The organism is Streptomyces sp. 1-11 (assembly GCF_007176755.1).
GTDB lineage: Bacteria > Actinomycetota > Actinomycetes > Streptomycetales > Streptomycetaceae > Streptomyces.
The window spans coordinates 149,379-172,704 of sequence record NZ_BJTV01000017.1; the positions used below are offsets into that span (position 1 = coordinate 149,379).

Consider the following 23,326-nt stretch of genomic DNA (forward strand, 5'->3'; position numbering starts at 1 on the left):
TCGTATGGACGGGGCGTTACGGGAGTGGAAAGCTCGAAGGACCGCGGGCGTCGCCGGAGCCGCCGCAGCACGCGGGTCCCGCGTGTCCGCGCCCACAGTGACCTCACCGTGCACGGGAGGCAGGATCATGGGCGACAAGGCACAGACACACCACCCCGGAGCCGCCGGCAGGGCAAAGGCGGCCGACCACCCCGCGTCCATACGGAATGTGGTGCTGGTCGGCCACTCCGGATCGGGCAAGACCACGCTGGTGGAGGCCCTCGCGCTGACCGCGGGGGCGGTGAACCGGGCGGGCCGCGTGGAGGACGGCGGCACCGTCTCCGACCACGACGACATCGAGCACCGGCAGCAGCGCTCGGTGCAGCTCTCGCTGGTCCCGGTCGAATGGGACGGCATCAAGATCAACATCCTCGACACCCCCGGGTACGCCGACTTCGTCGGGGAGCTGAGGGCCGGTCTGCGGGCGGCGGACGCGGCCCTCTTCGTCGTCTCGGCCTCGGACGGGGTGGACGGCTCCACCCGGATGGTCTGGGAGGAGTGCCAGGCCGTCGGCATGCCCCGGGCGATCGTGGTGACGCACCTGGAGTCCGCGCGCGCGGACTTCGAGGAGATGACCCGGGTGTGCGCGGAGGCCTTCGGCGCCGACGACCCCGACGCCGTGCTGCCCCTCTACCTGCCGCTGCGCGGTCCCGCGGGCCCCGACGGGCACGCGCCGGTGACCGGCCTCGTCGGCCTGCTGTCGCAGAAGCTGTTCGACTACTCGACCGGTGAGCGCAAGGAGTCCGAGCCCGGCGAGGACCAGCTGCCGGACATCGACCGGGCCCGCGACCGGCTGATCGAGGGGATCATCGCCGAGAGCGAGGACGAGACCCTGATGGACCGCTACCTCGGCGGCGAGCGGGTCGACGTCAAGACGCTGGTCCAGGACCTGGAGCGGGCCGTGGCACGCGGCACGTTCTTCCCGGTCCTGGCCGCCGCGCCGGCCGCCGAGGGCGCCCGGCAGGGCCTCGGCACGGTGGAACTGCTGGAGCTGATCACCGGCGGCTTCCCGACGCCGTTCGAGCACCCCATGCCCGGGGTCACCACGATCGACGGCAGGACGCGTGAGCTGCAGGCCTGCGACACCGAGGGCCCGCTGGTCGCCGAGGTCGTGAAGACCTCCTCCGACCCCTACGTGGGGCGTATCTCCCTGGTCCGCGTCTTCTCCGGCGCCCTGCGCCCCGACGAGACGGTGCACGTCTCCGGGCACGGGCTGACCGACCGCGGGCACGAGGACCACGACGTCGACGAGAAGATCGGCGCGCTGTCCACACCGTTCGGCAAGCAGCAGCGGCCGGTGACCCACGCCGTCGCCGGCGACCTGGTGTCCGTGGCCAAGCTCGGGCGCGCGGAGACCGGGGACACCCTCTCGGCCAAGGACGACCCGCTGCTGATGGAGCCCTGGCGGATGCCCGATCCGCTGCTTCCGTTGGCCATCCAGGCGCACAGCAAGGCCGATGAGGACAAGCTCTCGCAGGGCCTGGCCCGCCTGGTCGCCGAGGACCCGACGATGCGCCTGGAGCAGAACCAGGACACCCACCAGGTGGTCCTGTGGTGCCTGGGCGAGGCGCACGCGGACGTCGCCCTGGAGCGGCTGCGCAGCCGGTACGGCGTCCAGGTCGACGTGGTCCCGCACAAGGTGTCCCTGCGGGAGACGTTCGCGGTGAAGGCCGCCGGGCGCGGCCGGCACGTGAAGCAGTCCGGCGGGCACGGGCAGTACGCCATCTGCGAGATCGAGGTGGAGCCGCTGCCCGGCGGCTCGGGCATCGAGTTCGTGGACAAGGTGGTCGGCGGCGCCGTGCCGCGCCAGTTCATCCCGTCCGTGGAGAAGGGCGTACGGGCGCAGGCGGCCAGGGGCGTGGCGGCGGGCTATCCGCTGATCGACGTCCGGATCACGCTGCTGGACGGCAAGGCGCACTCGGTGGACTCCTCCGACGCCGCGTTCCAGACGGCGGGCGCGCTGGCGCTGCGCGAGGCCGCGGCCGGCGCCCGGATCCACCTGCTGGAACCGGTGGCCGAGGTGGGCGTGCTCGTTCCGGACGACTACGTCGGCTCGGTGATGAGCGACCTGTCGAGCCGGCGCGGCCGGGTGCTCGGCACCGAGCAGGTGGGCTCGGGGCGGACCCTGATCCGGGCCGAGGTGCCCGAGTTCGAGATCGGCCGCTACGCGATCGACCTGCGGTCCCTGTCCCACGGCACGGCCCGCTTCGACCGCGCCTACGCGCGGCACGAGCCGATGCCGCCGCAGATCGCCGAGCGGATCCGCGAACAGGCGGGCGAGAGCCCGTGATCCGCACCGGCCCGGCTCCGTGCGCCGGTGGGCGGCTTCGGCCGTCCACCGGCGCGCCGTCGGCGGCTGCGGATACGCTGATCACCTGATCACGTCGTGCCGAACCCGTGCCGTTGTCGGGCGGATTCGGCAAGTTGGCCTGTTCAACAGGTGTGCGGGGCAGTGAAGTCGGGAAGGCCGCAGGAGCGAGACCGGCGGCGAGGGGGCGGGAATGTCGGTTGGTACGGAGTGGGACGGACCGCAGGTGCCCGTCTCCGGCGACGAGGGCCAGGCGGCGACGTACGCGCTGGCCTCGGCGGCCTACCGGGACAACGTGGTCGAGGACATCAAGAAGACCGACAACGAGTGGCACCAGTCGACCGTCAAGGCCGGCCGGATATCCCTGCTCAGGCCCAATCTCGGCGAGGCGTTCTCACGGGCCGTGGTCGACCGCATGCTGGCCCCCGGCCGCAAGCCGCTCATCCAGTCCTTCGGCGCCGAGCCCCAGGTCGTGGTGGAGCACGCGCTCGCGGCGAACAACATCCGCCGCGAACGCGACAACCGGCTGTCGGTCGTGGTGGTGCTGTGCGGCCTGATCTTCCTGCCGGGGTTCATCGGCTGGCTGCTCGTCTTCCAGCTGCGCACGCTCGTCTCCCGCCGCGAGGACAAGCGCGCCGGGGCGCTCGCCACCGCCCTGCTCACCGGGGTGGGTGTGCTCGCCGCGCTCTTCCTGCTGAAGATGCCCTTCGGCGGATTCTGGGCGTGGTACGCGCGGGGCTGCGTCGTGGTCCCGGTGCTCGGCTGGTTCTGGGCCAAGCGGATCTGCGAGCGCAGCGCCCAGGACCTGCGGGCGCGCTGGGAGGGCCTGCTCTCCGGCAGCAGCGTCGGCGCCAAGGTCCCCGAGGCCGTGCCCCGCGCGCCGGGCGAGACCGCGGCCGAGCAGCTGCGCCAGTCGCTGGCCCGGCTCGCCGCCGAGCAGCGGTCCAACTCCGTCTTCTACGCCGGGCCCAAGGGCATACTCGGCATGGGCACCCGCTGGGGCTCCTGGCAGCTCGCCGAGGACCTGGAGCCCGCCGATCCCTCCCGGGAGATCCACCCCTTCCGCAGCTGGGACGTCATACGCGCCATCCACGACCAGCTCCGCATGCTGGAACGCGGCCCGCTGAACACCGGCGGCTTCCCCCGGCCGTCGATACGGCACTGGATCGTCACGCCGATCGGGGAGAACGCCAAGGAGGTCTCCCGGCCCGAGGGCACGGACGTGGAGGCGTTCCAGATCAAGCAGCACGCCATCCAGGACATCTGCAACAAGCAGCAGTTCGGCAGCGGCGACCGGCACTACCTGGGCGTGCAGTGGACGCTGTGGGACGGGCAGCTCGTCATCACCATGATGATCACGGTGACGGTGCTGCACGAGACGCTGCGCATCGAGGTGACCGGGCACGCGCTGGGGCCGGTGAACCCGCTGTTCACCACGAAGCCGACGGCGCCCACCAAGGAGGTCGCCAAGTCGCTCAAGCCCTGGGAGAACCGCACGGTCAAGCTGCCGCTCGTGACCGCCGACGAGGTGGTGCGGCTCACCGCGCGCGCCCCGCTGACCTGGTACCCGCCGGCGCTCAAGTGGCTCGGCGGCTCGCTCGCCCTGCCGGAGCCGTTCGGGCTGCGGCACGCCTGGGCGGACCAGCCCTGGCGGCACCGCTTCATGGCCGACGACGCGCTGCGCGCGGCCACGCCGGTGCTGCGGGTGGTGCACTCGGCCGCGATCCGGGTGCTGCGGGAGAACGGCGTGGACACCGAGAAGTTCGGCAACCGCTCGTCCGTCCTCAGCGGCCTGGTGCAGGACCCGACGCCGAAGAAGGCCGACCTGTACGACGCGTGAGCGGTGCCCTCGTGCCCGGGGGCACCGTCCCGTCCGAGACAGGCCCTAGGTGTATTGATCACGAGCGTTGTTGACACTCGTCAGTGCTTGATCATGGCGAAGACCTCCGGTGTGGTGGAGCTGTCTAGGACTGCACCGCACGGAGGTCTTCGTGTCCCACCGTAATGCCCGGCTGACCGTTCACGGCAGGCGACTGCTCGTCGAACGTGTCTGCGCAGGCCGCCCAGTCGCACATGTCGCAGCTGAGATGGGCATCTCGCGCGTCACGGCCCACAAGTGGATCCGCCGTTGGCGGGCCGAGGGCGAGCAGGGGCTGCACGACCGCTCCAGCCGTCCGCTGACCACGCCCCATCGCACGGCACCGGCAGTCGAGGCCCGGGTGTGCCGGCTGCGCCAGGACCGCAAACTCGGCCCCGCCCGCCTGGGCCCGATCCTGCAACTGCCCGCCTCCACCGTGCACCGCATCCTGCTCCGGCACGGTCTGAACCGCCTGGCCTTCATGGACCGGCCCACCGGCCAGATCATCCGCCGCTACGAGCGCGAGCGGCCCGGCGAGCTGGTCCACGTCGACGTCAAGAAACTCGGCCGCATCCCGGACGGCGGCGGCCACAGGACGCTGGGCCGCCAGGCCGGCCGGCCCACCCGCGGCGGCATGGGCTTCGATTACATCCACTCAGCCGTCGACGATCACAGCCGCCTGGCTTACAGCGAGATCCACGCGGACGAGAAGGCCGTCACCTGCGCGGCCTTCCTGCGCCGAGCCGCTGCCTTCTTCGCGACCTCGGGCATCGACCGCATCGAACGGGTCCTGACCGACAACGCCTGGCCCTACCGCAAGAGCTTCGCCTGGCAGCAGGCTCTGGCCGACCTCGGCGCGACCGGCAAACTCACCCGTATCTACCGGCCGCAGACCAACGGCAAGGTCGAACGCTTCAACCGCACCCTGCTCGAGGAATGGGCCTACCTGCGGCCCTACACCAGCAACAACGAACGAACGGCAGCCCTGGCAGACTTCCTCCACACCTACAACCACCACCGCTGCCACACCGCACTAGGCGGCCACCCACCGATCAGCCGTGTGAACAACGCTTCAGGTCAATACACCTAGGCGGCCGGCCAGGCCTCCGCCAGCATCTTCCGGGTGTCCGCCAGCAGCTGCGGCAGCACCCTCGTGTGGCCGACCACCGGCATGAAGTTCGTGTCGCCGCCCCAGCGCGGGACGATGTGCTGGTGCAGGTGGGCCGCGATGCCGGCGCCGGCCACCGTGCCCTGGTTCATGCCGATGTTGAAGCCGTGCGCGCCGGACGCGGTGCGCAGCGCGGTCATCGCCTGCTTGGTCAGCTCGCCCAGCTCGGCCGTCTCCGGCAGGGTGAGGTCGGTGTAGTCGGCCACGTGCCGGTACGGCACGGTCATCAGATGGCCGCCGTTGTACGGGTAGAGGTTGAGGACCGCGTACACGTGCTCGCCGCGGCGGACGACGAGGCCGTCCTCGTCGGACTTGGCCGGGATCGAGCAGAAGGGACAGCCGTCGTCGGCCCCCGGACCGGTCGGCTTGTTCTCGCCCTGGATGTAGGCCATCCGGTGGGGCGTCCACAGGCGCTGGAACGCGTCCTGCGTCCCCACTCCGATCTGCTGCTCCGGCTCACTCGTCATGCTAGGCAGCATATGGCTTCGCCCGTTCGCGGCGTGTCGCCGGGGCGGCCCGAACGACGTCACCGGCCAAGCTGGGCCGGTGGACGACGACAGCCCGGCGGCCCGCTGGGAGCAGCGCACCGAGATCCCGCTCTTCGTGGGGTCGCTGATCTTCCTCGCCGCCTATGCCACCCTGGTCCTGGCAGTGGGCCTGCCGTCCTTCTGGCGTGACCTGTGCCTGGTCACGCTGCTCGCGCTCTGGGTGCTGTTCGCCGCGGACTACGTGGTGCGCTGGCGGCTCGGCGGGCAGCGGTTCCTGCGCTTCGTCAGCACGCACTTCCTGCACACCGTCGTGGTCCTCCTGCCGCTGCTGCGCCCGCTGCGGATCGTCCCCCTCTACGACGTCATCCAGCGCCGGCAGGGAGACCCCCGGCTCTCGCTGTACGCCCGTGTGATCGCCTACGCGAGCCTGTCCACCCTGCTGCTGGGCTTCTCCGGGTCCCTCGCCGTCTACCAGCAGGAGCGCGGGGTGCCCGGCGCCAACATGCAGACGTTCGGCGACGCCGTGTGGTGGGCGGCCGCGACCCTCAGCACGGTCGGCTACGGGGACATCGTCCCGGTGACCCCGCTCGGCAGGGTGATCGCGACCGGGATGATGGCCTGCGGGCTCGGCCTGCTCGGCGCGGTGACGGGTTCGTTCTCGTCGTGGCTGATGCAGACCTTCTCCCGTGAGGGCGACAAAGGGCCCCCGGAGAAGTGATCTCCGGAGGCCCTTCGGCCGGTGCGGATCAGACCTGGGCGCGCTCCGCCACGACCTTGGCGATCTTGGCGATGGCCTCGTCGAACGGGATGCCGTTCTCCTGCGAGCCGTCGCGGTAGCGGAAGGACACCGAGCCGCCCGACATGTCCTCGTCGCCCGCGATGACCATGAAGGGCACCTTCTGCTTCTGGGCGTTGCGGATCTTCTTCTGCATGCGGTCCGAGGAGGAGTCCACCTCGACGCGCAGGCCCTGCTTGCGGGCCGCGGCCGCGAACTTCTCCAGGTACTCCACGTGCGCGTCGCCGATCGGGATGCCGATCGCCTGCACCGGCGCCAGCCAGGCCGGGAAGGCGCCCGCGTAGTGCTCGAGGAGCACCGCGAAGAACCGCTCGATGGAGCCGAACAGGGCGCGGTGGATCATCACCGGGCGCTGCTTGGCGCCGTCCGGGCCGGTGTACTCGAGGTCGAAGCGCTCGGGCAGGTTGAAGTCGAGCTGGACGGTCGACATCTGCCAGGTGCGGCCGATGGCGTCCTTGGCCTGGACGGAGATCTTCGGCCCGTAGAAGGCGGCGCCGCCCGGGTCGGGGACGAGGGGCAGGCCCTGCTTCTCGGCGACCTGGCGCAGCGTCTCGGTCGCCTCCTCCCAGGCCTCGTCCGAGCCGACGTACTTCTCCGGGTCCTTGGTGGACAGCTCCAGGTAGAAGTCGGTCAGGCCGTAGTCGCGCAGCAGGCCGAGGACGAAGGTGAGCGTCTTGTCCAGCTCCTCGGACATCTGCTCACGGGTGCAGTAGATGTGCGCGTCGTCCTGGGTGAAGCCGCGGGCACGGGTGAGGCCGTGCACCACGCCCGACTTCTCGTACCGGTACACGGTCCCGAACTCGAAGAGGCGCAGCGGCAGTTCGCGGTAGGAGCGGCCGCGCGCGTCGAAGATCAGGTTGTGCATCGGGCAGTTCATGGGCTTGAGGTAGTAGTCCACGCCCTCGTCGAGCTGCATGGGCGGGTACATGCCGTCGGCGTACCAGTCCAGGTGGCCCGAGGTCTCGAAGAGCTTCCCCTTGGTGGCGTGCGGGGTGTAGACGAACTCGTAGCCCTCCTCCTCGTGCCGGCGGCGCGAGTAGTCCTCCATCACACGGCGGACGATGCCGCCCTTGGGGTGGAAGACGGCGAGGCCGGAGCCGATCTGCTCCGGGATGGAGAACAGGTCCAGCTCGTTGCCGAGCTTGCGGTGGTCGCGCTTCTCGGCCTCGGCGAGGAAGTCGAGGTACGCCTTCAGCTCGTCCTTGGACGGCCAGGCGGTGCCGTAGATGCGCTGCAGCATCGGGTTCTTCTCGCTGCCGCGCCAGTAGGCGGCCGCGTTGCGCATCAGCTTGAACGCGGGGATCAGGCGGGTGGAGGGCAGGTGGGGACCGCGGCAGAGGTCCTTCCAGCACAGCTCGCCGGTCTTGGCGTCCAGGTTGTCGTAGATCGTCAGCTCGCCGGCGCCGACCTCGACGTCCGCGCCGTCGTCGTGCGACGCCGAGCCCTTGAGGCCGATCAGCTCCAGCTTGTACGGCTCGTCCGCCAGCTCCTCGCGGGCGGACTCGTCGGTGACCACGCGGCGGGAGAAGCGCTGGCCGCGCTTCTGGATCTCCTGCATCTTCTTCTCGATGGCCTTGAGATCCTCGGGCGTGAACGGCTTCTCGACGTCGAAGTCGTAGTAGAAGCCGTCCTTGACCGGCGGGCCGATGCCCAGCTTGGCCTCGGGGAAGAGCTCCTGCACGGCCTGCGCCATGACGTGCGCGGTGGAGTGGCGCAGGATGTTCAGGCCGTCCTCGGAGGAGATCTCGACCGCCTCGACCTCGTCGCCGTCGGACAGCTCGTAGGCGAGGTCCTTCAGCTCGCCGGCGACGCGCGCGGCGATGATCGAGCGCTCGCCCGCGAAGAGGTCGGCGGCCGTAGTGCCCGTCGTCACCACGCGTTCTTCCCGCTCGGAATCGCGTTGGATGATCACACGGACGTCTGACACCGGTCTCTCCTGACTGAAGGTGGGTGCGGCGCCATACCAGGAGCGCGCGCACAACGGATCGTACCGACCCGGGACCGCCGACCGCGAAACGGTTACCTTCCGTGCCCGTCCCGGCACACCCAGGTCCCCGCCTCCAGCACGTCCCGCGCCCCCGCCCCGGCACGCCCCGCGCTCCCCGTCCCGGTCTCCTCAGTCGTCGTCCCGGTACGCCTCCTGGCACGTCTCCTCGAAGCAGCCGGGACTCTCGTGCAGTGACTTCATCAGCCGGTCCCGCTCGGCGTCGTCGACCCGTACGGGTACGACTCCGCCGGCGCCGGTGAGCCTGCGGAATCCGCCGCGGCGCTCCAGCCGGCCCTGCACCCGGACCGGGAGCCCGACCAGGTGGGCGTGGCCGGCGACGCGGTAGTCCTCCTCGTCGAGGGTGACGCGGACGTGCGGGACGTCGGCGCCGGCGAGCACCCGCAGCCGCACGGTGCCCTCGCCGAACGGTCCGGAGCGGCGCAGCCGGACGACGGCGCCGGTGATCCGGACCGGTACGGAGGGTTCCTCGCGCAGGTAGCGGGCGCCCGCCGCGCGCAGGGCGGGCAGGTCGCCCGGGGAGAACTCGACGGGCTCGGCCGAGACGGCGCAGCCCTCGGGGACGGCGGTCCCGGGCGCCCAGGCGACGGCGACGCGGGCGCCCTCGGTGCCGCGTACCAGTGCGGTCAGCGCGTCGGTCAGTTCCCGGCTGGCGCCGGCCTCGACGGCGCCGTCGAAGGCGTCCATGCCGCCGGTGGCGCGCTGGTAGTCGACGGCCTCGCGGACCGCGTACAGCGCCTGGTGGAGCCGGACGGCGAGCGGGCGGCCGGCGGGCACGGGCACGAAGGCGGTGAGCCGGCGCCCTTCCGCGCCGGGGCCGACGAACACGTCCGCCAGCAGGGCCGCCGCGGCCGAGCGGTGCCGGGCGCCGTGGTAGCCGGCCCGCGCGCGGGTGGCCAGCGCGGCGGCCAGGAGCATCTGGCGGGCGGCGCCGCGCAGTTGTTCGTCGGCCGTCCAGGGAGCGGCCCCGGACGGCCCGCCCGGGGCGTCCCGCCACCAGCGGATCTCGTCGCTGGGCACGGCGAGGGAGATCAGCACCTCGCGCGCGGACGGGGTGTCGCTGCGGGCGAGCGCGTCGACGGCCTCGCCGAGCAGGTCGTCGCTGTCGGGGAACGCGCGGCTCTCGGGGACGAGCAGGCTGGTGCCGGCGCCGCCGGGGCCCGGCGGGGTCCAGCGGCCGTAGCGTCCGGCCGCTCCCCCGCGCCGCTGCCAGCCGTGCCGGTGCAGCAGGGCGGCGAGCACGGCGGGGTCGACCGCGGCGGGGTCGACCGCGGCGGGGTCGACCGCGGCGGGGTCGACCGCGGCGGGGTCGGGCGCGGCGGGGTCGGGCGGCCGTCGCCGGGCGGGGTCGCCCGGGTGCGGCCGGGCCTGGCGCGGAAGTTCCTCCTGGGGACGGCTCCTCATGGCCTGCCTCCCGTTCCGACCCGCGTCATGATCTCGCACAGCGCCCGGTCGTCGAAGATGCGTGAGGTCGGTATCCGCACGGTGGTCCGGTGCCGGCCGGTGACCGGATGACCGGCCAGGTCGACCCAGTAGCAGCAGTGCCTCAGGTCGAGCCGGTCGTGGCTCGCGCGCAGCCAGTCGTCCTGGGACCGCGGGACCAGCATGACGACGAGGATCTTGTGCACCGAGACGGGTGTGCGGGCGAGTTTGCGCAGGTGGTCGTTGTCGAGCGTGAAGGAGAAGAAGCGGCCCGGCGGGTTCGGCGCGATCTGGTAGGTGCACTTGAGCTGCACCTTGATGGTGACCTCGTCGTCGACGGTGTGCCCGGGTGAACTGTGGCTGACGTGCCAGTCGATGCCGTTGTCCGGGAAGGGCTGGGACAGCGAGCAGCCGGCCGCAGCGGCGACCGCGTGCAGATAACCGACCTGCAGTGTCTCCATGCAGGCGGTGGTGGCGAGCGTGCCGCGGAGGTGACCCGCGCGTTCGGGCAGCAGCCCGCCCCGCTCGGGCTGTGCGATGGCCATGACCAACAGCCTTCCGAGCCGTGGGTTTCCCCGTTTCGAGCCGCTGAACTGCGAAGACCCGTACTCCTGTTGTGTCCTCCCGGCGTACGGCGCAAACGGCCCGGGTATCACCAAACAGGCAGAAGACGGGACGTCAGCTGCCGGGCCTGAACGAGGAGTTGGGTTGCGATGACGAACTGGTACGAGGGGCCGCTGGCCGCCTTCGACACGGAGACGACGGGCGTGGACGTCGAGGCCGACCGGATCGTGTCGGCCGCCGTCGTGGTCCAGGACGCGCCGGGCGCCCGGCCGCGGATCGTCCGCTGGCTGGTGAACCCGGGAGTGCCGGTGCCCGAGGCGGCGACCGCGGTGCACGGGCTGACGGAGGAACACCTGCAGCACAACGGCCGCTGGCCGGCGCCGGTGATGTACGAGATAGCCGACCGGCTCGCCGAGCAGGCGGCGATGGGGCGGCCGCTGGTGGTGATGAACGCGCCCTTCGATCTCACCCTGCTGGACCGGGAGTTGCGCCGGCACCGGGCGTCCTCGCTGGAGCAGTGGTTCCGCGGCGCTCCGCTGCGGGTGCTGGACCCGCGGGTGCTGGACAAGCAGCTGGACCGCTACCGCAAGGGCCGCCGCACGCTGACCGACCTGTGCGCGCACTACGGGGTGGCGCTGGAGGGCGCGCACGACGCGGCGGCCGACGCGCTGGCCGCGCTGGAGGTCGTGCGCGCGGTGGGCCGCCGATTCACGACCCGCCTGGAGCGCCTGTCCCCCGCCGAGCTGCACACTCTCCAGACCGACTGGCACGCGGCCCAGGCGCGCGGCCTGCAGGCCTGGTTCGCCCGCAGTGGCTCACCGGAGATCGTGAGCACGGACTGGCCCCTGCGGCCCGAGCTGCCGGCGGCCGCGTGAGCGACCGGGGCTCCGGTGCCGGCGCCCCGCCGGCTCACCAGGAGCCGCCGCCCCCGCCGCCGGCGCCGCCGCCGACGCCTCCGGAGCTGGAGCCGCCGCCACCGCCGCCGCCACCGCCGCCGGAGCCGCCGGACGGGGCCGGCGGGGCTGCGCTGGTGAGGACCACGGCGGCGAGCAGGACGTCGCCGCCGCTGAGGGTGGAGGCGCGCCGCGTCGAGGCGGAGGCCCCGGCCGCCGCCTCCCAGGCGGAGTCGACCCCGAGGGCGACCGCCCAGGCCGCGTACCGGTCCGCCCGCGGGCCGGTGGGCAGTTCGTCCGGGCAGGCGGTCGGGTCGGCCAGGTAGCGCCGGAACGCCTCGATCTGGAGCCAGCGCGCGGTGCCGCGCGCAGTGCGCCGCTCCAGTTCCCAGTGCCGGCCGACGAGGGCGGCGCCGACGCCGGCGAGGACGGCCGCCGTCAGCAGGACCGGCCATCCGGCGGCGATGCGGCGGCCGCTCAGCACGCCACCCGTGATCGTCAGCACGAAGCCGAGCAGCGCCCCGATCAGGCCGCCCGCCAGGGCCGCGTCGGTGCGGCGCCGGGCGGCCGCGTCCCACAGGCCGCTCGTCCCGCGCCAGCGGTCCAGCCGCTGCGCGAGGTCGTTCCAGCCCTGCCTGAACCAGGGGTCGCGGGCCCCGAGGGCGACGCTGGAGCGGCCGGCGAAGATCTTGTCCAGTACCTCCTCGGTGTCCGGGTCGCCGGGCTCCCCGGGGTCGCGGCGGTCCAGGACCGGGTGCCGGTCGTCGCCCCGGACGGCGAGGTGGCCGTCGGCCGCGGCGGTGAGCAGCCAGGCGACCTGATGGCGGTCGTCGACGCGCTCGGTGAGCAGGATGCCGCCCTGGGCCGGGGTGAGGTCGTCGGGCGGCGCGGCGCACGGCGTGAGCGTGCGGGCGAGCCGTTCGACCTCGACGCGTCGTTCCCGGCCGCCGTCCAGCGGCAGGCGGTCGCGCCCGGCGAGGCGCAGCGCGCAGACCGTCGGCGCGGCGCACGCCAGCGCGACGGCGAGGAAGAAGCCGGCGTTGCGCACCGGGTGCGGGAGGGTGGTGCCGACGGCCTTGCCGGAGGGCGCCGCGGGCAGGACCGCGGGGGCGGCGGCCCCGGTCTTCGCGGCGGTGGCGTAGAGGGTGAGGCCCTCCTCGCCGCTCAGCTCGCCGATCCTGACGACGAGGTGCCCCGGTCCGCCGCGCACGGCCGTGCAGGGTTCGCCGTCGTCCCAGGTGCCGCGTTCGCAGCGGAGCCCGGTGAGGTCGCGGGCGCCCACGACGTGGACCTCCACGTCCGCCCGGTCTACCTTCCAGCCGGTGCCGACCGCGTCCCAGGCGAACCGGTGGCCCTTCACCACCTCGGGGAGCACGTACTGGATGCGGTAGCGGTGGACTCCGCTGACCAGCCGGCCGGGGTCGCCGATCCTCAGCCGGTCGGCGATGTTCCGCTCGCCCTTCTCGTCCTGGTAGTAGTCGCCGTAGGTGTCCTCGTAGGGGACCTTGTGGCCGTCCCTGGTGACCCGCACGTGGTCGCCGTCCTCGAAGGGCGAGCCGGGCACGTCGCGGTAGATGCCGTGGGAGTCGCCCGAGTGCCCGAAGTCGTAGTCGATGACCTCGGTGATGCGGGCGCTGCCGTCGGCGCGTATCTCGGCACCGACCCACATCGAGGTGACCCGCTCCTTGTTCGCCAGGAGCTGGGCCAGTGCGGCCACCGCGGCGAACGCCACCAGCGTGGCGCAGACGACGATCAGCGCGCGCACCCGGCGCCGCCGCACCGGTCTCCCCCCGCGTCGCCTTCTCCGGCTCGTCCCGTCGGCCACGACGCCCCCCCTCAAGACGTTCGAACGACATGAAAAAGCCGGCCTGCAGAAGCAGACCGGCTTTCCCCGGGTGGGCGATACTGGGTTCGAACCAGTGACCTCTTCGGTGTGAACGAAGCGCTCTCCCACTGAGCTAATCGCCCGGGAACGCACTGAACAATACAGGTCCCCGCGGGGTTAGTTCAAACCGCTTCGAGGCGGCGCAGCAGTCCGCGGCGCCCGGCGGCCATCATCAGCCGGTGGTTGGCCCGGAAGAGGGGGCGGCCCGGGACGGCCAGCCGCCTGAGCATGGGCTTGGTGACGTCGACGACCTGGTCGTAGCGGGCGAGCGTGCCGGGCCCGCCGGAGGTGACCGTCCAGCGGGCCCATCCCTCGATGTCGCCGCGGACGGCGGCCTCGATCACGCCGGCGGCCGGGTCGCGGCGCGTCTCGCGCAGGGTGAGCGTCAGGTCGTACGGCAGCAGGGAGCGGATCGTGAGGGCGCCGGTGACCGCGTCGAGCCGGGTGGCCGAGCGCACCTGGGGCCACCAGCCCGGATAGTCCTCGGGCCGCTCCAGCACGGCGAACACCGCGCTTTGCGGGGCGGCCAGGGACCACAGGGTGCGGAAGCGGTAGTGGTTCCAGTCCATGACCCGAGTCTGCCCGCGGCGGGGGCGCGCATCTGAGTACGCGTACTCATGCGCCGCCAGTGACGCGCACCACAATCGGGGGCGAGCGCCGCCGCCCGTGCGACGGCGCTCCCCCTCGCCCGCCGGCCGGGCATCCGATCGGCCCGCCCGAAGCCGAGTCCGTCCTCGGTAACCGACGGGAATTCCGAGCCGCTTGCCGTCGGCCTCGCCGGCCGCGACGACGCCCGCCCGGAAGTGATCCAGGCTCAGATCGCCTTGCCGCACCTGGCACTTGAGGTCGAGGAGAATTCCGCGCTTGTCGTACTTCCGAAGGAATGCGACGGCGTTCTGGAAAACGTCCCGGGGATTTCCGCCGACGGCCTGCGTCCGGAGCTTCTCGCAGAACGGCTGATACGCCGGGAAGTCGGTCCTGACCTTGATCTTGGGGCGCTTCTTCCCGGAGAGTGCGGTCATCCGGTCGATCTTCTTGGCCCGCTCCTCGCCACCCCACCAGGAGTAACGGATCGTCACCGCGCCATCCCCCAGATCCGCTGCCGCCGCCGCATCCGGCCGTCGCCGCGAGCCCGAGCACGGCGGCCGAGACGACCCGGCCGCCCTCAGGTGTGAATCGTTCCAAGCCAGCGCTTCGCGGCGAGGCCGGCGCGACGGCGTACGCGTACCGCGTCGGCGCACAACGACGACGGCCCACCTGCTGTTCGCAGGTGGGCCGTCTTCCGGGTGGGCGATACTGGGTTCGAACCAGTGACCTCTTCGGTGTGAACGAAGCGCTCTCCCACTGAGCTAATCGCCCGGGCGCAGGAAGAACATTACCCCATGTCAGGGGGTGCCCCGGACCAGGGCGGGGCCGCGGCCGCCGGTGCGCGGCGCACCGGCGGCCACCCGGGTCACTGGTCCTCGATCTTCCAGGGCATGACGAAGCCGAACTTCCACAGGTATATCCCCGCCAGTACGCCGGCTATCACCAGCCCGATCACCGTGAGCGTGATGTTCCGCCGGCGCACCCGGGGGTCGAGGGCCCGCTGGGCCGCCTCGGTGACCTTGCGTTTGGTCCAGCGCAGCACGAGCTGGGCCCAGACGAACTCGGTCGCCCAGATCGCCATGCCGCCGAAGATCACTACCCAGCCGGGGCCGGGCAGGGGCAGCATGACGATGCCCGCCGCGACGACCGCCAGGCCGATCACGAAGACGCCGACCTGCCAGCTCAGGTGCAGGGCTCTGCGCGACTTGACGAACTGCGGAGCCTTCGAGCCGAGTCCCCGCTCGGCCTGCTCCTCGTCTGCCTTCATGCCGTCCGCCTCGTCGATGGCCACGCCGACCTCGCCCGGCTCGTCACTCCCCGTATTCATGCAGACAAACCCTACCGTAGGGAATCAGTCACTGGAATGGGCGCAGGTCTCACGGAAGTTCTCGGCCGGAAGAGTTACGTAAAGACACGCAAAACCCTCAGAGGGGTTTACAACGGCACCGTAGGTGGCATGTCGATTTCGCCGACGTGCGAATCCCCGAGCGCACACTGAGCGAAAGGCCCTGGCGCTTATGAACACCACGGTCAGCTGCGAGCTGCACCTGCGCCTCGTTGTGTCGAGCGAGTCCTCCCTGCCTGTCCCCGCAGGCCTGCGGTACGACACGGCCGACCCCTACGCCGTGCACGCCACCTTCCACACCGGAGCCGAGGAGACCGTCGAGTGGGTGTTCGCCCGCGACCTCCTGGCCGAAGGGCTCCATCGCCCTACCGGCACCGGAGACGTCCGTGTCTGGCCTTCCCGCAGTCACGGTCAGGGCGTGGTCTGTATCGCCCTCAGCTCCCCTGAGGGAGAGGCTCTGCTCGAGGCCCCGGCGCGGGCCCTGGAGTCCTTCCTGAAGCGGACCGACGCCGCCGTGCCGCCCGGCACGGAACACCGGCACTTCGACCTGGATCAGGAGCTGTCGCACATCCTGGCGGAGAGCTAGGTCGCCCGCCTCCAAACCGCCCGGCGCCGTCCACTCGGGGAGACGGTTCGGGCTCAAGGACAACCGCATACGGCAGGCCCTCGCCGTCACCGTGAGCGCTCACGGTGATGGCGTCCGCCTGTGTACCGCGCGCGTCCGGGCGTGGGACACTCGGGAACCCCCGGGAGCACGGGGGCGCCGGGCCGGCGGTGCGCCGGCGGGCGGTATCCGGTGCGGTGGGCGCGGTTGTCGCTACTATCGGCCGGCATCGGCGGGCGTCCGCCCGACCTCCAGGCCAGGGAGCGAAACGTGCTGATCACCCACGACACCCGCTGCGCCCTAGACACCGTGGTGGATCTGGTGAACTCCGCGCCGGACGACGGGACGGCGGTGGACGGGCTGCCGGATGTCGTGGCCCTCGCCGATTTCGTACGAAGCCACAACATCAGTGACGTCGGGGTGCTGTCCGACTTCGACCTGTCGGCGGTGCGCAAGGTCCGGAGCAGGTTCGCGGGGATCTTCGCCGCTCCCGACGCCCGGGCGGCGGCGGGGCTGATCAACGAACTGGTCGCCGCGGCCGGCACCACCCCCCGCCTGACGGACCACGACGGCTACGACTGGCACGTGCACTATTTCGCTCCCGGCGCGTCCGTGGCGGACCACCTGGCCGCCGACTGCGGCATGGCGCTCGCCTTCTTCGTGGTAGCCGGTGAGCAGGAGCGGCTGCGGCGCTGCGAGGCCCCGGACTGCCGGCGCGCGTTCGTGGACCTGTCCCGCAACCGCTCGCGGCGCTACTGCGACAGCCGGACCTGCGGCAACCGGCTGCACGTGGCCGCGTACCGGGCACGCCGCAAGGAGGCGGCGGGCTGACGGCCGGGCGCGGCTCGTGCCGGTGGGACGGCGCAGTCCCTGGTGGTCCCGGTCGGGCGACGTAGGTCCCGGTGCGCCCGGTGAGGCGGCGTGGGTACCGGTGGGCCCGGTGGGGCGGCATAGGTTTCCGTGGGCCCGGTGGGGCGACGCCGGTCCCGGCGGGTGACGCCGGGACGGACGTGTACGGCTCACAGCAACAGCAGGTCGTGCAGCGCTGCCATGAGGATCAGACACCCGATCACCGCAAGGAAGATCATCAGCGGTGGCTGGGAAAGGGCGAAGAGGCATCCGCGCGGCTCGTCCTTCGGCGGCGCGGCCTCGCTCTCTGACGTGTCCAGCATCTCGCGGGTGATGATGGCCCAGGAGACACCCCGTTGGCGATCAGCACCCCCAGCGAGCGCGAGTGATCACTCTTCTCCCCACTGACCGGTTCGTTCCGCTTCCGCTTCTGAACGGTTTCAGGTCATATGCCGTGCTTCTTGAGAATCGCCTCGATGTCGCTGAAGTCGTCGGCGGAGGTCTTCCCGGCGGGCGGAGCGGCGGCCCGGGTCGCGGGGCTCTTGCCGGCGCCGAGCGAGGGCGCCGAGGCGGTCGGCGCCACCGCGTCGGTCCGGGCGGCACCGCGCGCGGCCCGGCGCTCGGCGCGGGTGCCGCCGCGCCTGCGCTCGACCGCCCGCGTTCCGGCGAACAGCAGCCAGGCCGCGCCCAGCACCCCGAAGCCGGCCCAGGCCGTCGGACTGAAGGCGGTGTCCGAGAGCCAGCCGACGATCCCGGTCATCACCAGGCCGATCGGCACCAGGGAGTAGGCCGCGATACGCGCGGCGGAGAGGTAACGCTTGCGGTAGGCCGTGACCACCGCTATGCCCAGGCCCGCCGCGGAGACGGCGGAGCAGACGGTCTCGGCAATCATCCGGTCCTCCTGGCGGGCTCGGTCGGGTGGCGGGACGGGCGGCACGGGCTGTGCGCTTCGTCCGTTCCATCCTGCACCGTCCCGGTCCCGCGGGGCCATGCCCCAGCGAGACATCAGGGAGATCTCCGGGTCGCCTCCTCCGCAGGTCCTTACCGCGTGCGCCGCGATCCGGCCCGTTCTCTCCCGTCTCTCCGAGCCTCGCGGGAAAGCCCCGGCGGCCGTGGCGCGGGCCCCGGTCGCGTTCCCGATTCGGCCCCTGGGGGCTCGCCTGGAAGACTGTTGGCCATGAGCGACTCCTCACCCGCCAGCACCGAAGCCCTCGTCCTCGACGTCTGGTGCGAACTCCAGTGCCCCGACTGCCTGAGCGCCCTGGACGACGTCCGCGCCCTGCGCGCCCGCTACGGGGAGCGGCTGGAGTTGCGGCTGCGGCACTTCCCGCTGGAGAAGCACAAGCACGCCTTCGCCGCCGCCCAGGCCGCGGAGGAGGCTCTGGCGCAGGGGCAGGGCTGGCCGTACGTGGAGGCCGTGCTGGAGCGGGTGGCGGAGCTGGACCGTGCGGGAGAACCCCTCCTGGTCGAGGTGGCCCGGGAACTCGGCCTGGACGCCGAGGAGTTCGACACCGCGCTGATCGACGGCCGGCACATCCTGATCGTCGACGCGGACCAGGCCGAGGGCAAGGCGATCGGTGTGACCGGCACCCCGACGTACGTCATCGGCGGCGAACGCCTCGACGGCGGCAAGAGCCAGGAAGGGCTCCGCGAGCGCATCGAGGAGATCGCCGACCGGCTGCTGGCCGACCGGGCGTGACGGCGCCGGCCGGACGTGACGGCGCCGGACGCGACGGGGCCAGTCGTTGCGCATCCGGGCGTCGCAGGTCCGCACGCGACCGGCTCGGGTACGACCGGCTCGAACGGCTCGGGTACGACCGGCTCGGGCGCGACCGGCCGCAGCCGGTCCGCGGTCGCCCCACGCCTCGGAGCTTCGCGGACCGCCCCGGTCACAGCAGCGGTTTGGTGAAGGCGCTTTCCGTCGTCTCGTAGCCGAGCGACTCGTACAGCCGCTCGGCCGGGGCGTTGCCGGCGAAGACGTTGAGCCCGAGGACCGGCCGGCCCGCTTCGATCGCCTGGCGCTCCGCCAGCAGCATGAGCGCCCGGCCGTGTCCCCGGCCCCGCTGGGCCGGGTCGGTCTCCACGTCGAAGACGAACGCCTTGCCCTCCTGCAGGGCCAGCCACAGCACGCCCACCCGCGTCCCCTCGTGTTCGAGGACGCTGAGGTGCGTGTCCGCGGACGATCGCCCCTGCGGCAGCAGCGTCTCGTGGTCCCTGCGGGCCTTGGCGAGCGCCGCGTCCTCGGGGACCCCCAGCCCGATCCAGGTCCGCGCGTAGTCGGCGGTCGCGTGCTCCTGCCAGGCGGCGAACTCGGCCTCGGTCATCGGTCGCGCCCGGCTGCCCGGGGGGAGTTCGGGCGGAGCGGCGCCGAGGCGCTTCTCCATGGCGCGGTTGCGCAGGGTGTATCCGAGGGCGCCGGCCAGCCGCAGCGCGCCCTGCGCCGCCGCCGGGACCACGGCTTCCATCAGGGAGCAGCCCCAGCCGCGGGCGACCTCCTCGGCGGCCAGCGCGGCCACCGTCCCCCGGCCGCGCCGCCGGTCCGGCTCGTCGATCCGCACCTCGACGACGCGCGCCACCGAGTCGCCGAGGTTCGCCGAGGTGCCGAGGTGGAGCACGCCGACGGGACGGCTGTTGACGCACACCTGGTACCGGCGTGAGCGAGTGCCGTCGGCGTTGTGCTGAAGCGGCTCGGCCGGCCGCAGGGTCGTGGTCATCACGGGTGTTCTACCCGTTCGGCGGCCCCGGGTCAGCCGAATTTCGCGCCGGTCACGGATCGAGGTCGTGGCCGGAACGCTCGTCGAAGATCCGCATCGCCTTGAGGGTCGCCGGGCCCGGGGCGCCGGGCAGTTCCCGGTCGTCGACCCGGTGCACGGCCTGCACGTCGCGCAGGCTGGAGGTGAGGAAGACCTCCTCGGCGCGCTCCAGCACGTCCAGCGGCAGATCGGTCTCCTTGGCGCCGGTCCACTCCACCACGAGGGCGCGGGTGATGCCGGCGAGGCAGCCCGAGGCGACCGGCGGGGTGTGGATCTCGCCGTCCAGGACGACGAAGACGTTCGAACCGGTGCCCTCGCAGAGCTGTCCGACCGTGTTGCCGAACAGGGCCTCCGAGGCGCCGTGCTGGTGGGCGCGCGCGAGGGCGACCACGTTCTCGGCGTACGAGGTGGTCTTCAGGCCGGTGACCGCGCTCCGCTCGTTACGGGTCCAGGGCACCGTGATCACCGCGGTGGTCTCCGGGCGGCGGGCGGCGTCGCCGAGGGCGACCACCAGCGTCGGTCCGTGCTCGCCGCGGTCGGAGCCGAGCGGTCCGTGGCCGCCGGTGTAGGTGACGCGCAGCCGGCCGAACGGAATCGGGGTGGCCTCCAGGACGGCCGCGCAGGCGCGGCGGACCTCGTCGAGATCGGGGTCGGGCAGGCCCAGGCCGCGGGCCGAGCGGGTCAGCCGGTCCAGGTGCCGGGTGAGCGCGAACGGCTTGCCGTCGACGGCCTTCACCGTCTCGAAGACGCCGTCGCCGACGGTCAGCCCGTGGTCGAAGACGGAGACCCGGGCGGAGTCGATGTCCCGCAGCCCGCCGTCCAGCCAGATCCTCATGTCAGAGCCCCTCCACTTTCCTCGTACGTTCCCGACGCTACCGCGAGCAGCCTGGACGCCTTCAGCTCGGTCTCCCGCCACTCCCCCTCGGGGTCGGACCCCCAGGTGATCCCGGCGCCGGTGCCGAAACGCAGCACCGGCGTGCCGGGGCCGGAGCGGTCGATCCAGAAGGTGCGGATGCCGACGGCCAGCTCGCCCGTGCCCCGGTCGGCGTCGACCCAGCCGATCCCGCCGCAGTAGGGACCGCGCGGGGCGGGCTCCAGCGCTTCGATGATCCTCAGCGCGCTGGACTTGGGGGCGCCGGTGACGGAGCCGGGCGGGAAGGCCGCGGCGAGCAGTTCCGGCCAGCCGGTGTCCGGGCGCAATTCACCGCGGACCGTCGAGACCAGATGGACCAGGCCGGGGTGCTTCTCCACGGCGCACAGGTCGGGGACGCTCACGCTGCCGGTGGCGCAGACCCGTCCGATGTCGTTGCGGACCAGGTCCACGATCATCACGTTCTCGGCGTGGTCCTTCTCCAGCAGGTCGGCCTCGGTGCGGCCGGTGCCCTTGATGGGGCCCGACTCGACGGTGCGGCCGGCGCGGCGCAGGAACAGCTCGGGCGAGGCGGTGGCGATCTCCACGCCGTGCCCGGGCAGCCGGACGGTGCCCGCGTACGGCGCCGGGTTGCCGCGGGCCAGCAGGGCGGTCAGGGCGTCCACGTCGGCGTCCGGGGCGACCGGCGCGCTCAGCACCCGGCAGAGGTTGGCCTGGTAGACCTCGCCGGCCGCGATGTGCTCGCGGATCCGGTCCACGGCCGCCGTGTACCCGGCGCGGTCCAGTGAGGAGGTCCAGTCGGCCACCGCCGGGCCGTGCCAGCCGCCGGGCACCGGGGCGGGCACCGGCTCCTGCCGCACCTCGGCGAACCGTGCGCAGGTCAGCCGCCCCTCGAAGTCCGCGCTGACCGCCCAGAAACCGGACGAGTCCAGGGCGGCGGGATCGTCGGTGACGTCGACCAGGCCGGTGGCGAGGCGCGTGCCGAAGCGGGCCAGGGGAGGTGGGCCGGAAGGGTGGTGGAGCACGTGGTCGAGTCTAGGGCTGGTGTCCGAAACGCGGCCGGTGGATGTCCCCCGGGAGCCGCCGGCCGCCTCATCCGGCGGGTGCAGCGCAGCACGCTGCGCAAACGCGTTTTTGTACTGGCCCGGGAATCCGCTAGAGTTCAACACGTCGCCGGGACGCGAGAGCGGACCGAAACGACAGGCGGACGTAGCTCAGTTGGTAGAGCGCAACCTTGCCAAGGTTGAGGTCGCGAGTTCGAGCCTCGTCGTCCGCTCGAAGGAAGAAGGGGTCATCCCGATCCCCTACACTCCTGGTGGAGTGGCCGAGAGGCGAGGCAACGGCCTGCAAAGCCGTCTACACGGGTTCAAATCCCGTCTCCACCTCCAAGGACGATTAGCTCAGCGGGAGAGCGCTTCCCTGACACGGAAGAGGTCACTGGTTCAATCCCAGTATCGTCCACTGGACCCACCGGCTCGTACGGCAGGTTCCGGACCCGCGCGATTAGCTCAGCGGGAGAGCGCTTCCCTGACACGGAAGAGGTCACTGGTTCAATCCCAGTATCGCGCACTGTCTGTGACTCACGCGTCACAGCCCGCGGACGATTAGCTCAGCGGGAGAGCGCTTCCCTGACACGGAAGAGGTCACTGGTTCAATCCCAGTATCGTCCACACAGCAAGAAGCCCCCGGCCGTCCCGTACGGCCGGGGGCTTCTTCGTGGTCCGGGCTCAGCTGGAGAACAGCATGTGGCCGAAGCTCTTGTGGCGGTGGTGACCGCCGTAGTGGCCGCCGTGGTGGCCGCCGCCGTGCGGGGCGCCCCAGGCGGGGGCGGACGGGGCCGGGTACGCCTGCGGGGCCGGCGGGGGCGCCGGCTGGGACCACTGGGACTCCAGGCGGGTCAGCGCCTCCAGCTCGCCGTAGTCGAGGAAGATGCCGCGGCAGCCGCTGCACTGCTCGATCTGAATGCCGTTGCGGTTGTAGGTGTGCATCGGCGCATGGCACTTCGGACACTGCATGGTCGGCTCAACTCCTCGCCGGTCGGTCCTGCTTGCTGTTCTCCCAGGACAGACTCCGTGCGGCCCCGGTCGGTTGCACCCTATGCCGGGGAACCGGACGCCAACTGGCCGGGTGCGGAGCTCATTCGGGCGCAGGCGTCGATCAGGGCCCCCTCCACCTCGTCCAGCGGACGCCCGGCGGCGATCGCCTTGGTGAGGACGCGGGCCGCGGTCTGCGCGGTGAGCGCGCGGGCCGGGACGCCGAGGGCGGCCCAGGGATCGCCGTCCGCCGGTACGGCGGGGCCGCCGGCCTCGCGGTAGGCGGCGAGGAAACGGGCCCACTCCCCGGGCGGGAGCAGGCCGCAGGCGTACCAGGCGGCGGGGCGGGCGAGGTCCCAGGCCGGGACGCCCGGCCCCAGGTCGTCCACGTCGATCAGCCGCCAGGGGCCGTCCGGCGCCGGGTGCCGCACGAGCTGACCGAGGTGCAGGTCTCCGTGGCACAGGGCCGGGGTGCCGGGCATCGGGGCCTCGGCGCGGGCCCAGGCGGGGAGGGCGGACCAGGCGCGGAGGACGGGCGGGCCGGCCGGGTGGGGGGTGGCGCTCAGGGCCGCGCGGAGGCGGGTCAGTGCGTGGGCGGCCTTGGCGGGGCCGCGCATGGGGGGCGGTGGGGTCCGGTCGCCGGGGGCGGAGCGGTGGAGGCGGGCGAGAAGGGTGGCTGCCGCTTCCCAGGGGGCCGCGTCGGGGTCGTCCGGGGCGACGGGGGTGCCGTAGGGCCAGAGGGTGACGAGGCGGTGGGGCGGGGTGGGGGCGGGATCCTGGTCGGGAGTGCGCGGGGCGGGGATCGGGTCGGGGGTGTGGGAGGCGGGGGCGTGGAGGGTGCTGGGGGTGGTACAGGC

At 72.4% G+C, this 23,326-nt stretch carries 22 protein-coding genes and 7 tRNA genes; 13 read left to right on the forward strand and 16 right to left on the reverse strand.

Features of this window, described 5'->3' with window-relative positions; translation table 11 throughout:
- Positions 1–127 precede the first annotated feature (127 nt).
- The 3 genes from TNCT1_RS29705 to TNCT1_RS29715 all read left to right on the forward strand — a co-directional run bounded on the left by TNCT1_RS29705 (position 128) and on the right by TNCT1_RS29715 (position 5,295).
- Complete coding sequence (locus tag TNCT1_RS29705) at positions 128–2,329, forward strand: elongation factor G-like protein EF-G2 (RefSeq protein ID WP_143638215.1); 2,202 nt, start codon at positions 128–130, stop codon at positions 2,327–2,329.
- A gap of 211 nt (positions 2,330–2,540) precedes the next feature.
- Positions 2,541–4,187 (forward strand): hypothetical protein, encoded by a 1,647-nt coding sequence (locus TNCT1_RS29710; protein ID WP_143638217.1) that lies wholly within the window; start codon positions 2,541–2,543, stop codon positions 4,185–4,187.
- 151 nt (positions 4,188–4,338) lie between these two features.
- Entirely contained in the window at positions 4,339–5,295 is a 957-nt protein-coding gene (locus TNCT1_RS29715; RefSeq protein WP_143638219.1) for an IS481 family transposase, read from the forward strand.
- Here the strand turns inward: TNCT1_RS29715 and TNCT1_RS29720 are convergent.
- A complete protein-coding gene (locus TNCT1_RS29720) occupies positions 5,292–5,852 on the reverse strand; it encodes an HIT domain-containing protein (protein ID WP_143638221.1) in 561 nt (186 codons plus the stop codon). The two genes, TNCT1_RS29715 and TNCT1_RS29720, sit on opposite strands and share 4 nt — an antisense overlap.
- 67 nt (positions 5,853–5,919) lie before the next feature.
- Here TNCT1_RS29720 and TNCT1_RS29725 point away from each other — a divergent pair, with 67 nt between their 5' ends.
- Positions 5,920–6,579 carry a potassium channel family protein gene (locus TNCT1_RS29725; RefSeq protein ID WP_143638223.1) on the forward strand — a complete coding sequence of 220 codons (660 nt, stop codon included), beginning with the start codon at positions 5,920–5,922 and terminating at the stop codon, positions 6,577–6,579.
- Positions 6,580–6,607: 28 nt separating this feature from the next.
- Here TNCT1_RS29725 and thrS read toward each other — a convergent pair whose 3' ends face one another.
- From thrS to TNCT1_RS29740, 3 genes are all read right to left on the reverse strand, one after another.
- Entirely contained in the window at positions 6,608–8,584 is a 1,977-nt protein-coding gene (gene thrS, locus TNCT1_RS29730) for a threonine--tRNA ligase (protein WP_143638225.1), read from the reverse strand.
- A 189-nt stretch (positions 8,585–8,773) separates the two neighbouring features.
- Positions 8,774–10,066, reverse strand: coding sequence for a hypothetical protein (locus TNCT1_RS29735; protein WP_143638227.1), 1,293 nt, complete (start codon positions 10,064–10,066; stop codon positions 8,774–8,776).
- Positions 10,063–10,629 carry a DUF4365 domain-containing protein gene (locus TNCT1_RS29740; protein WP_143638229.1) on the reverse strand — a complete coding sequence of 189 codons (567 nt, stop codon included), beginning with the start codon at positions 10,627–10,629 and terminating at the stop codon, positions 10,063–10,065. The genes TNCT1_RS29735 and TNCT1_RS29740 overlap by 4 nt, the downstream gene beginning before the upstream one ends.
- Before the next feature lie 168 nt (positions 10,630–10,797).
- Between TNCT1_RS29740 and TNCT1_RS29745 the strand changes: the two genes are divergently transcribed.
- Complete coding sequence (locus TNCT1_RS29745; RefSeq protein WP_143638231.1) at positions 10,798–11,523, forward strand: 3'-5' exonuclease; 726 nt, start codon at positions 10,798–10,800, stop codon at positions 11,521–11,523.
- 34 nt (positions 11,524–11,557) lie between these two features.
- On the opposite strand, the gene TNCT1_RS29750 is transcribed toward TNCT1_RS29745, so the two are convergent.
- The 5 genes from TNCT1_RS29750 to TNCT1_RS29775 form a co-directional block, all read right to left on the reverse strand.
- Positions 11,558–13,321 (reverse strand): DUF2207 domain-containing protein, encoded by a 1,764-nt coding sequence (locus TNCT1_RS29750; protein ID WP_143638233.1) that lies wholly within the window; start codon positions 13,319–13,321, stop codon positions 11,558–11,560.
- Positions 13,322–13,437: 116 nt separating this feature from the next.
- Positions 13,438–13,509, reverse strand: a tRNA-Val gene (locus TNCT1_RS29755).
- 39 nt (positions 13,510–13,548) lie between these two features.
- The gene (locus tag TNCT1_RS29760) at positions 13,549–13,995 is read right to left on the reverse strand and encodes an SRPBCC family protein (RefSeq protein WP_143638277.1); all 447 of its coding nucleotides are present in this window, start codon (positions 13,993–13,995) and stop codon (positions 13,549–13,551) included.
- Positions 13,996–14,713: 718 nt separating this feature from the next.
- Positions 14,714–14,785: transfer RNA gene (locus tag TNCT1_RS29770), tRNA-Val, on the reverse strand.
- Positions 14,786–14,879: 94 nt separating this feature from the next.
- Positions 14,880–15,341 carry a TIGR02611 family protein gene (locus tag TNCT1_RS29775; protein WP_143638235.1) on the reverse strand — a complete coding sequence of 154 codons (462 nt, stop codon included), beginning with the start codon at positions 15,339–15,341 and terminating at the stop codon, positions 14,880–14,882.
- Between the two features lie 190 nt (positions 15,342–15,531).
- On the opposite strand from TNCT1_RS29775, the gene TNCT1_RS29780 reads away from it, so the two are divergent.
- Both TNCT1_RS29780 and TNCT1_RS29785 read left to right on the forward strand, forming a co-directional pair.
- Entirely contained in the window at positions 15,532–15,945 is a 414-nt protein-coding gene (locus TNCT1_RS29780) for an SsgA family sporulation/cell division regulator (protein ID WP_004002642.1), read from the forward strand.
- Between the two features lie 288 nt (positions 15,946–16,233).
- Positions 16,234–16,794 carry a CGNR zinc finger domain-containing protein gene (locus TNCT1_RS29785; protein ID WP_143638237.1) on the forward strand — a complete coding sequence of 187 codons (561 nt, stop codon included), beginning with the start codon at positions 16,234–16,236 and terminating at the stop codon, positions 16,792–16,794.
- A 188-nt stretch (positions 16,795–16,982) separates the two neighbouring features.
- Here TNCT1_RS29785 and TNCT1_RS35935 read toward each other — a convergent pair whose 3' ends face one another.
- Both TNCT1_RS35935 and TNCT1_RS29790 read right to left on the reverse strand, forming a co-directional pair.
- Complete coding sequence (locus TNCT1_RS35935; protein ID WP_174266498.1) at positions 16,983–17,135, reverse strand: hypothetical protein; 153 nt, start codon at positions 17,133–17,135, stop codon at positions 16,983–16,985.
- Between the two features lie 122 nt (positions 17,136–17,257).
- On the reverse strand, positions 17,258–17,704 hold the full coding sequence (locus tag TNCT1_RS29790; RefSeq protein ID WP_143638240.1) for a hypothetical protein: 447 nt from the start codon (positions 17,702–17,704) through the stop codon (positions 17,258–17,260).
- A gap of 285 nt (positions 17,705–17,989) precedes the next feature.
- On the opposite strand from TNCT1_RS29790, the gene TNCT1_RS29795 reads away from it, so the two are divergent.
- On the forward strand, positions 17,990–18,511 hold the full coding sequence (locus TNCT1_RS29795; protein ID WP_174266499.1) for a DsbA family protein: 522 nt from the start codon (positions 17,990–17,992) through the stop codon (positions 18,509–18,511).
- Positions 18,512–18,701: 190 nt separating this feature from the next.
- Here the strand turns inward: TNCT1_RS29795 and TNCT1_RS29800 are convergent, their stop codons facing one another.
- Genes TNCT1_RS29800 through TNCT1_RS29810 form a run of 3 tightly spaced genes read right to left on the reverse strand, consistent with a single transcriptional unit; the run spans position 18,702 to position 21,461 of the window.
- Positions 18,702–19,526 (reverse strand): N-acetyltransferase, encoded by an 825-nt coding sequence (locus tag TNCT1_RS29800; RefSeq protein ID WP_143638244.1) that lies wholly within the window; start codon positions 19,524–19,526, stop codon positions 18,702–18,704.
- A 52-nt stretch (positions 19,527–19,578) separates the two neighbouring features.
- Positions 19,579–20,400 (reverse strand): aminotransferase class IV, encoded by an 822-nt coding sequence (locus tag TNCT1_RS29805; RefSeq protein ID WP_143638246.1) that lies wholly within the window; start codon positions 20,398–20,400, stop codon positions 19,579–19,581.
- Positions 20,397–21,461: a chorismate-binding protein gene (locus TNCT1_RS29810; protein WP_143638249.1), complete on the reverse strand. Its 1,065-nt coding sequence runs from the start codon at positions 21,459–21,461 to the stop codon at positions 20,397–20,399. Before TNCT1_RS29810 ends, TNCT1_RS29805 begins: the two co-directional genes overlap by 4 nt.
- Before the next feature lie 178 nt (positions 21,462–21,639).
- Between TNCT1_RS29810 and TNCT1_RS29815 the strand changes: the two genes are divergently transcribed.
- From TNCT1_RS29815 to TNCT1_RS29835, 5 genes are all read left to right on the forward strand, one after another.
- A tRNA-Gly gene (locus TNCT1_RS29815) sits at positions 21,640–21,712 on the forward strand.
- 38 nt (positions 21,713–21,750) lie between these two features.
- Positions 21,751–21,824, forward strand: a tRNA-Cys gene (locus tag TNCT1_RS29820).
- Position 21,825: 1 nt separating this feature from the next.
- Positions 21,826–21,897 (forward strand) — tRNA-Val (locus tag TNCT1_RS29825).
- 36 nt (positions 21,898–21,933) lie between these two features.
- Positions 21,934–22,005, forward strand: a tRNA-Val gene (locus TNCT1_RS29830).
- A gap of 29 nt (positions 22,006–22,034) precedes the next feature.
- Positions 22,035–22,106 (forward strand) — tRNA-Val (locus tag TNCT1_RS29835).
- A 57-nt stretch (positions 22,107–22,163) separates the two neighbouring features.
- On the opposite strand, the gene TNCT1_RS29840 is transcribed toward TNCT1_RS29835, so the two are convergent.
- On the reverse strand, positions 22,164–22,451 hold the full coding sequence (locus TNCT1_RS29840; protein ID WP_143638252.1) for a zf-TFIIB domain-containing protein: 288 nt from the start codon (positions 22,449–22,451) through the stop codon (positions 22,164–22,166).
- A gap of 80 nt (positions 22,452–22,531) precedes the next feature.
- Positions 22,532–23,326, reverse strand: a 795-nt coding sequence (locus TNCT1_RS29845; protein ID WP_143638255.1) for a phosphotransferase family protein, incomplete at its 5' end; no start/stop codon positions are given.

Bases quoted from the DNA above. Each gene is read 5' to 3' on its own strand.
- TNCT1_RS29705 (WP_143638215.1), top strand. From the start codon at position 128: ATGGGCGACAAGGCACAGACACACCACCCCGGAGCCGCCGGCAGGGCA.
- TNCT1_RS29710 (WP_143638217.1), top strand. From the start codon at position 2,541: ATGTCGGTTGGTACGGAGTGGGACGGACCGCAGGTGCCCGTCTCCGGC.
- TNCT1_RS29720 (WP_143638221.1), bottom strand. From the start codon at position 5,852: ATGCTGCCTAGCATGACGAGTGAGCCGGAGCAGCAGATCGGAGTGGGG.
- TNCT1_RS29735 (WP_143638227.1), bottom strand. From the start codon at position 10,066: ATGAGGAGCCGTCCCCAGGAGGAACTTCCGCGCCAGGCCCGGCCGCAC.
- TNCT1_RS29740 (WP_143638229.1), bottom strand. From the start codon at position 10,629: ATGGCCATCGCACAGCCCGAGCGGGGCGGGCTGCTGCCCGAACGCGCG.
- TNCT1_RS29745 (WP_143638231.1), top strand. From the start codon at position 10,798: ATGACGAACTGGTACGAGGGGCCGCTGGCCGCCTTCGACACGGAGACG.
- TNCT1_RS29760 (WP_143638277.1), bottom strand. From the start codon at position 13,995: ATGGACTGGAACCACTACCGCTTCCGCACCCTGTGGTCCCTGGCCGCC.
- TNCT1_RS29775 (WP_143638235.1), bottom strand. From the start codon at position 15,341: ATGAATACGGGGAGTGACGAGCCGGGCGAGGTCGGCGTGGCCATCGAC.
- TNCT1_RS29780 (WP_004002642.1), top strand. From the start codon at position 15,532: ATGAACACCACGGTCAGCTGCGAGCTGCACCTGCGCCTCGTTGTGTCG.
- TNCT1_RS35935 (WP_174266498.1), bottom strand. From the start codon at position 17,135: ATGCTGGACACGTCAGAGAGCGAGGCCGCGCCGCCGAAGGACGAGCCG.
- TNCT1_RS29790 (WP_143638240.1), bottom strand. From the start codon at position 17,704: ATGATTGCCGAGACCGTCTGCTCCGCCGTCTCCGCGGCGGGCCTGGGC.
- TNCT1_RS29795 (WP_174266499.1), top strand. From the start codon at position 17,990: ATGAGCGACTCCTCACCCGCCAGCACCGAAGCCCTCGTCCTCGACGTC.
- TNCT1_RS29800 (WP_143638244.1), bottom strand. From the start codon at position 19,526: ATGACCACGACCCTGCGGCCGGCCGAGCCGCTTCAGCACAACGCCGAC.
- TNCT1_RS29805 (WP_143638246.1), bottom strand. From the start codon at position 20,400: ATGAGGATCTGGCTGGACGGCGGGCTGCGGGACATCGACTCCGCCCGG.
- TNCT1_RS29840 (WP_143638252.1), bottom strand. From the start codon at position 22,451: ATGCAGTGTCCGAAGTGCCATGCGCCGATGCACACCTACAACCGCAAC.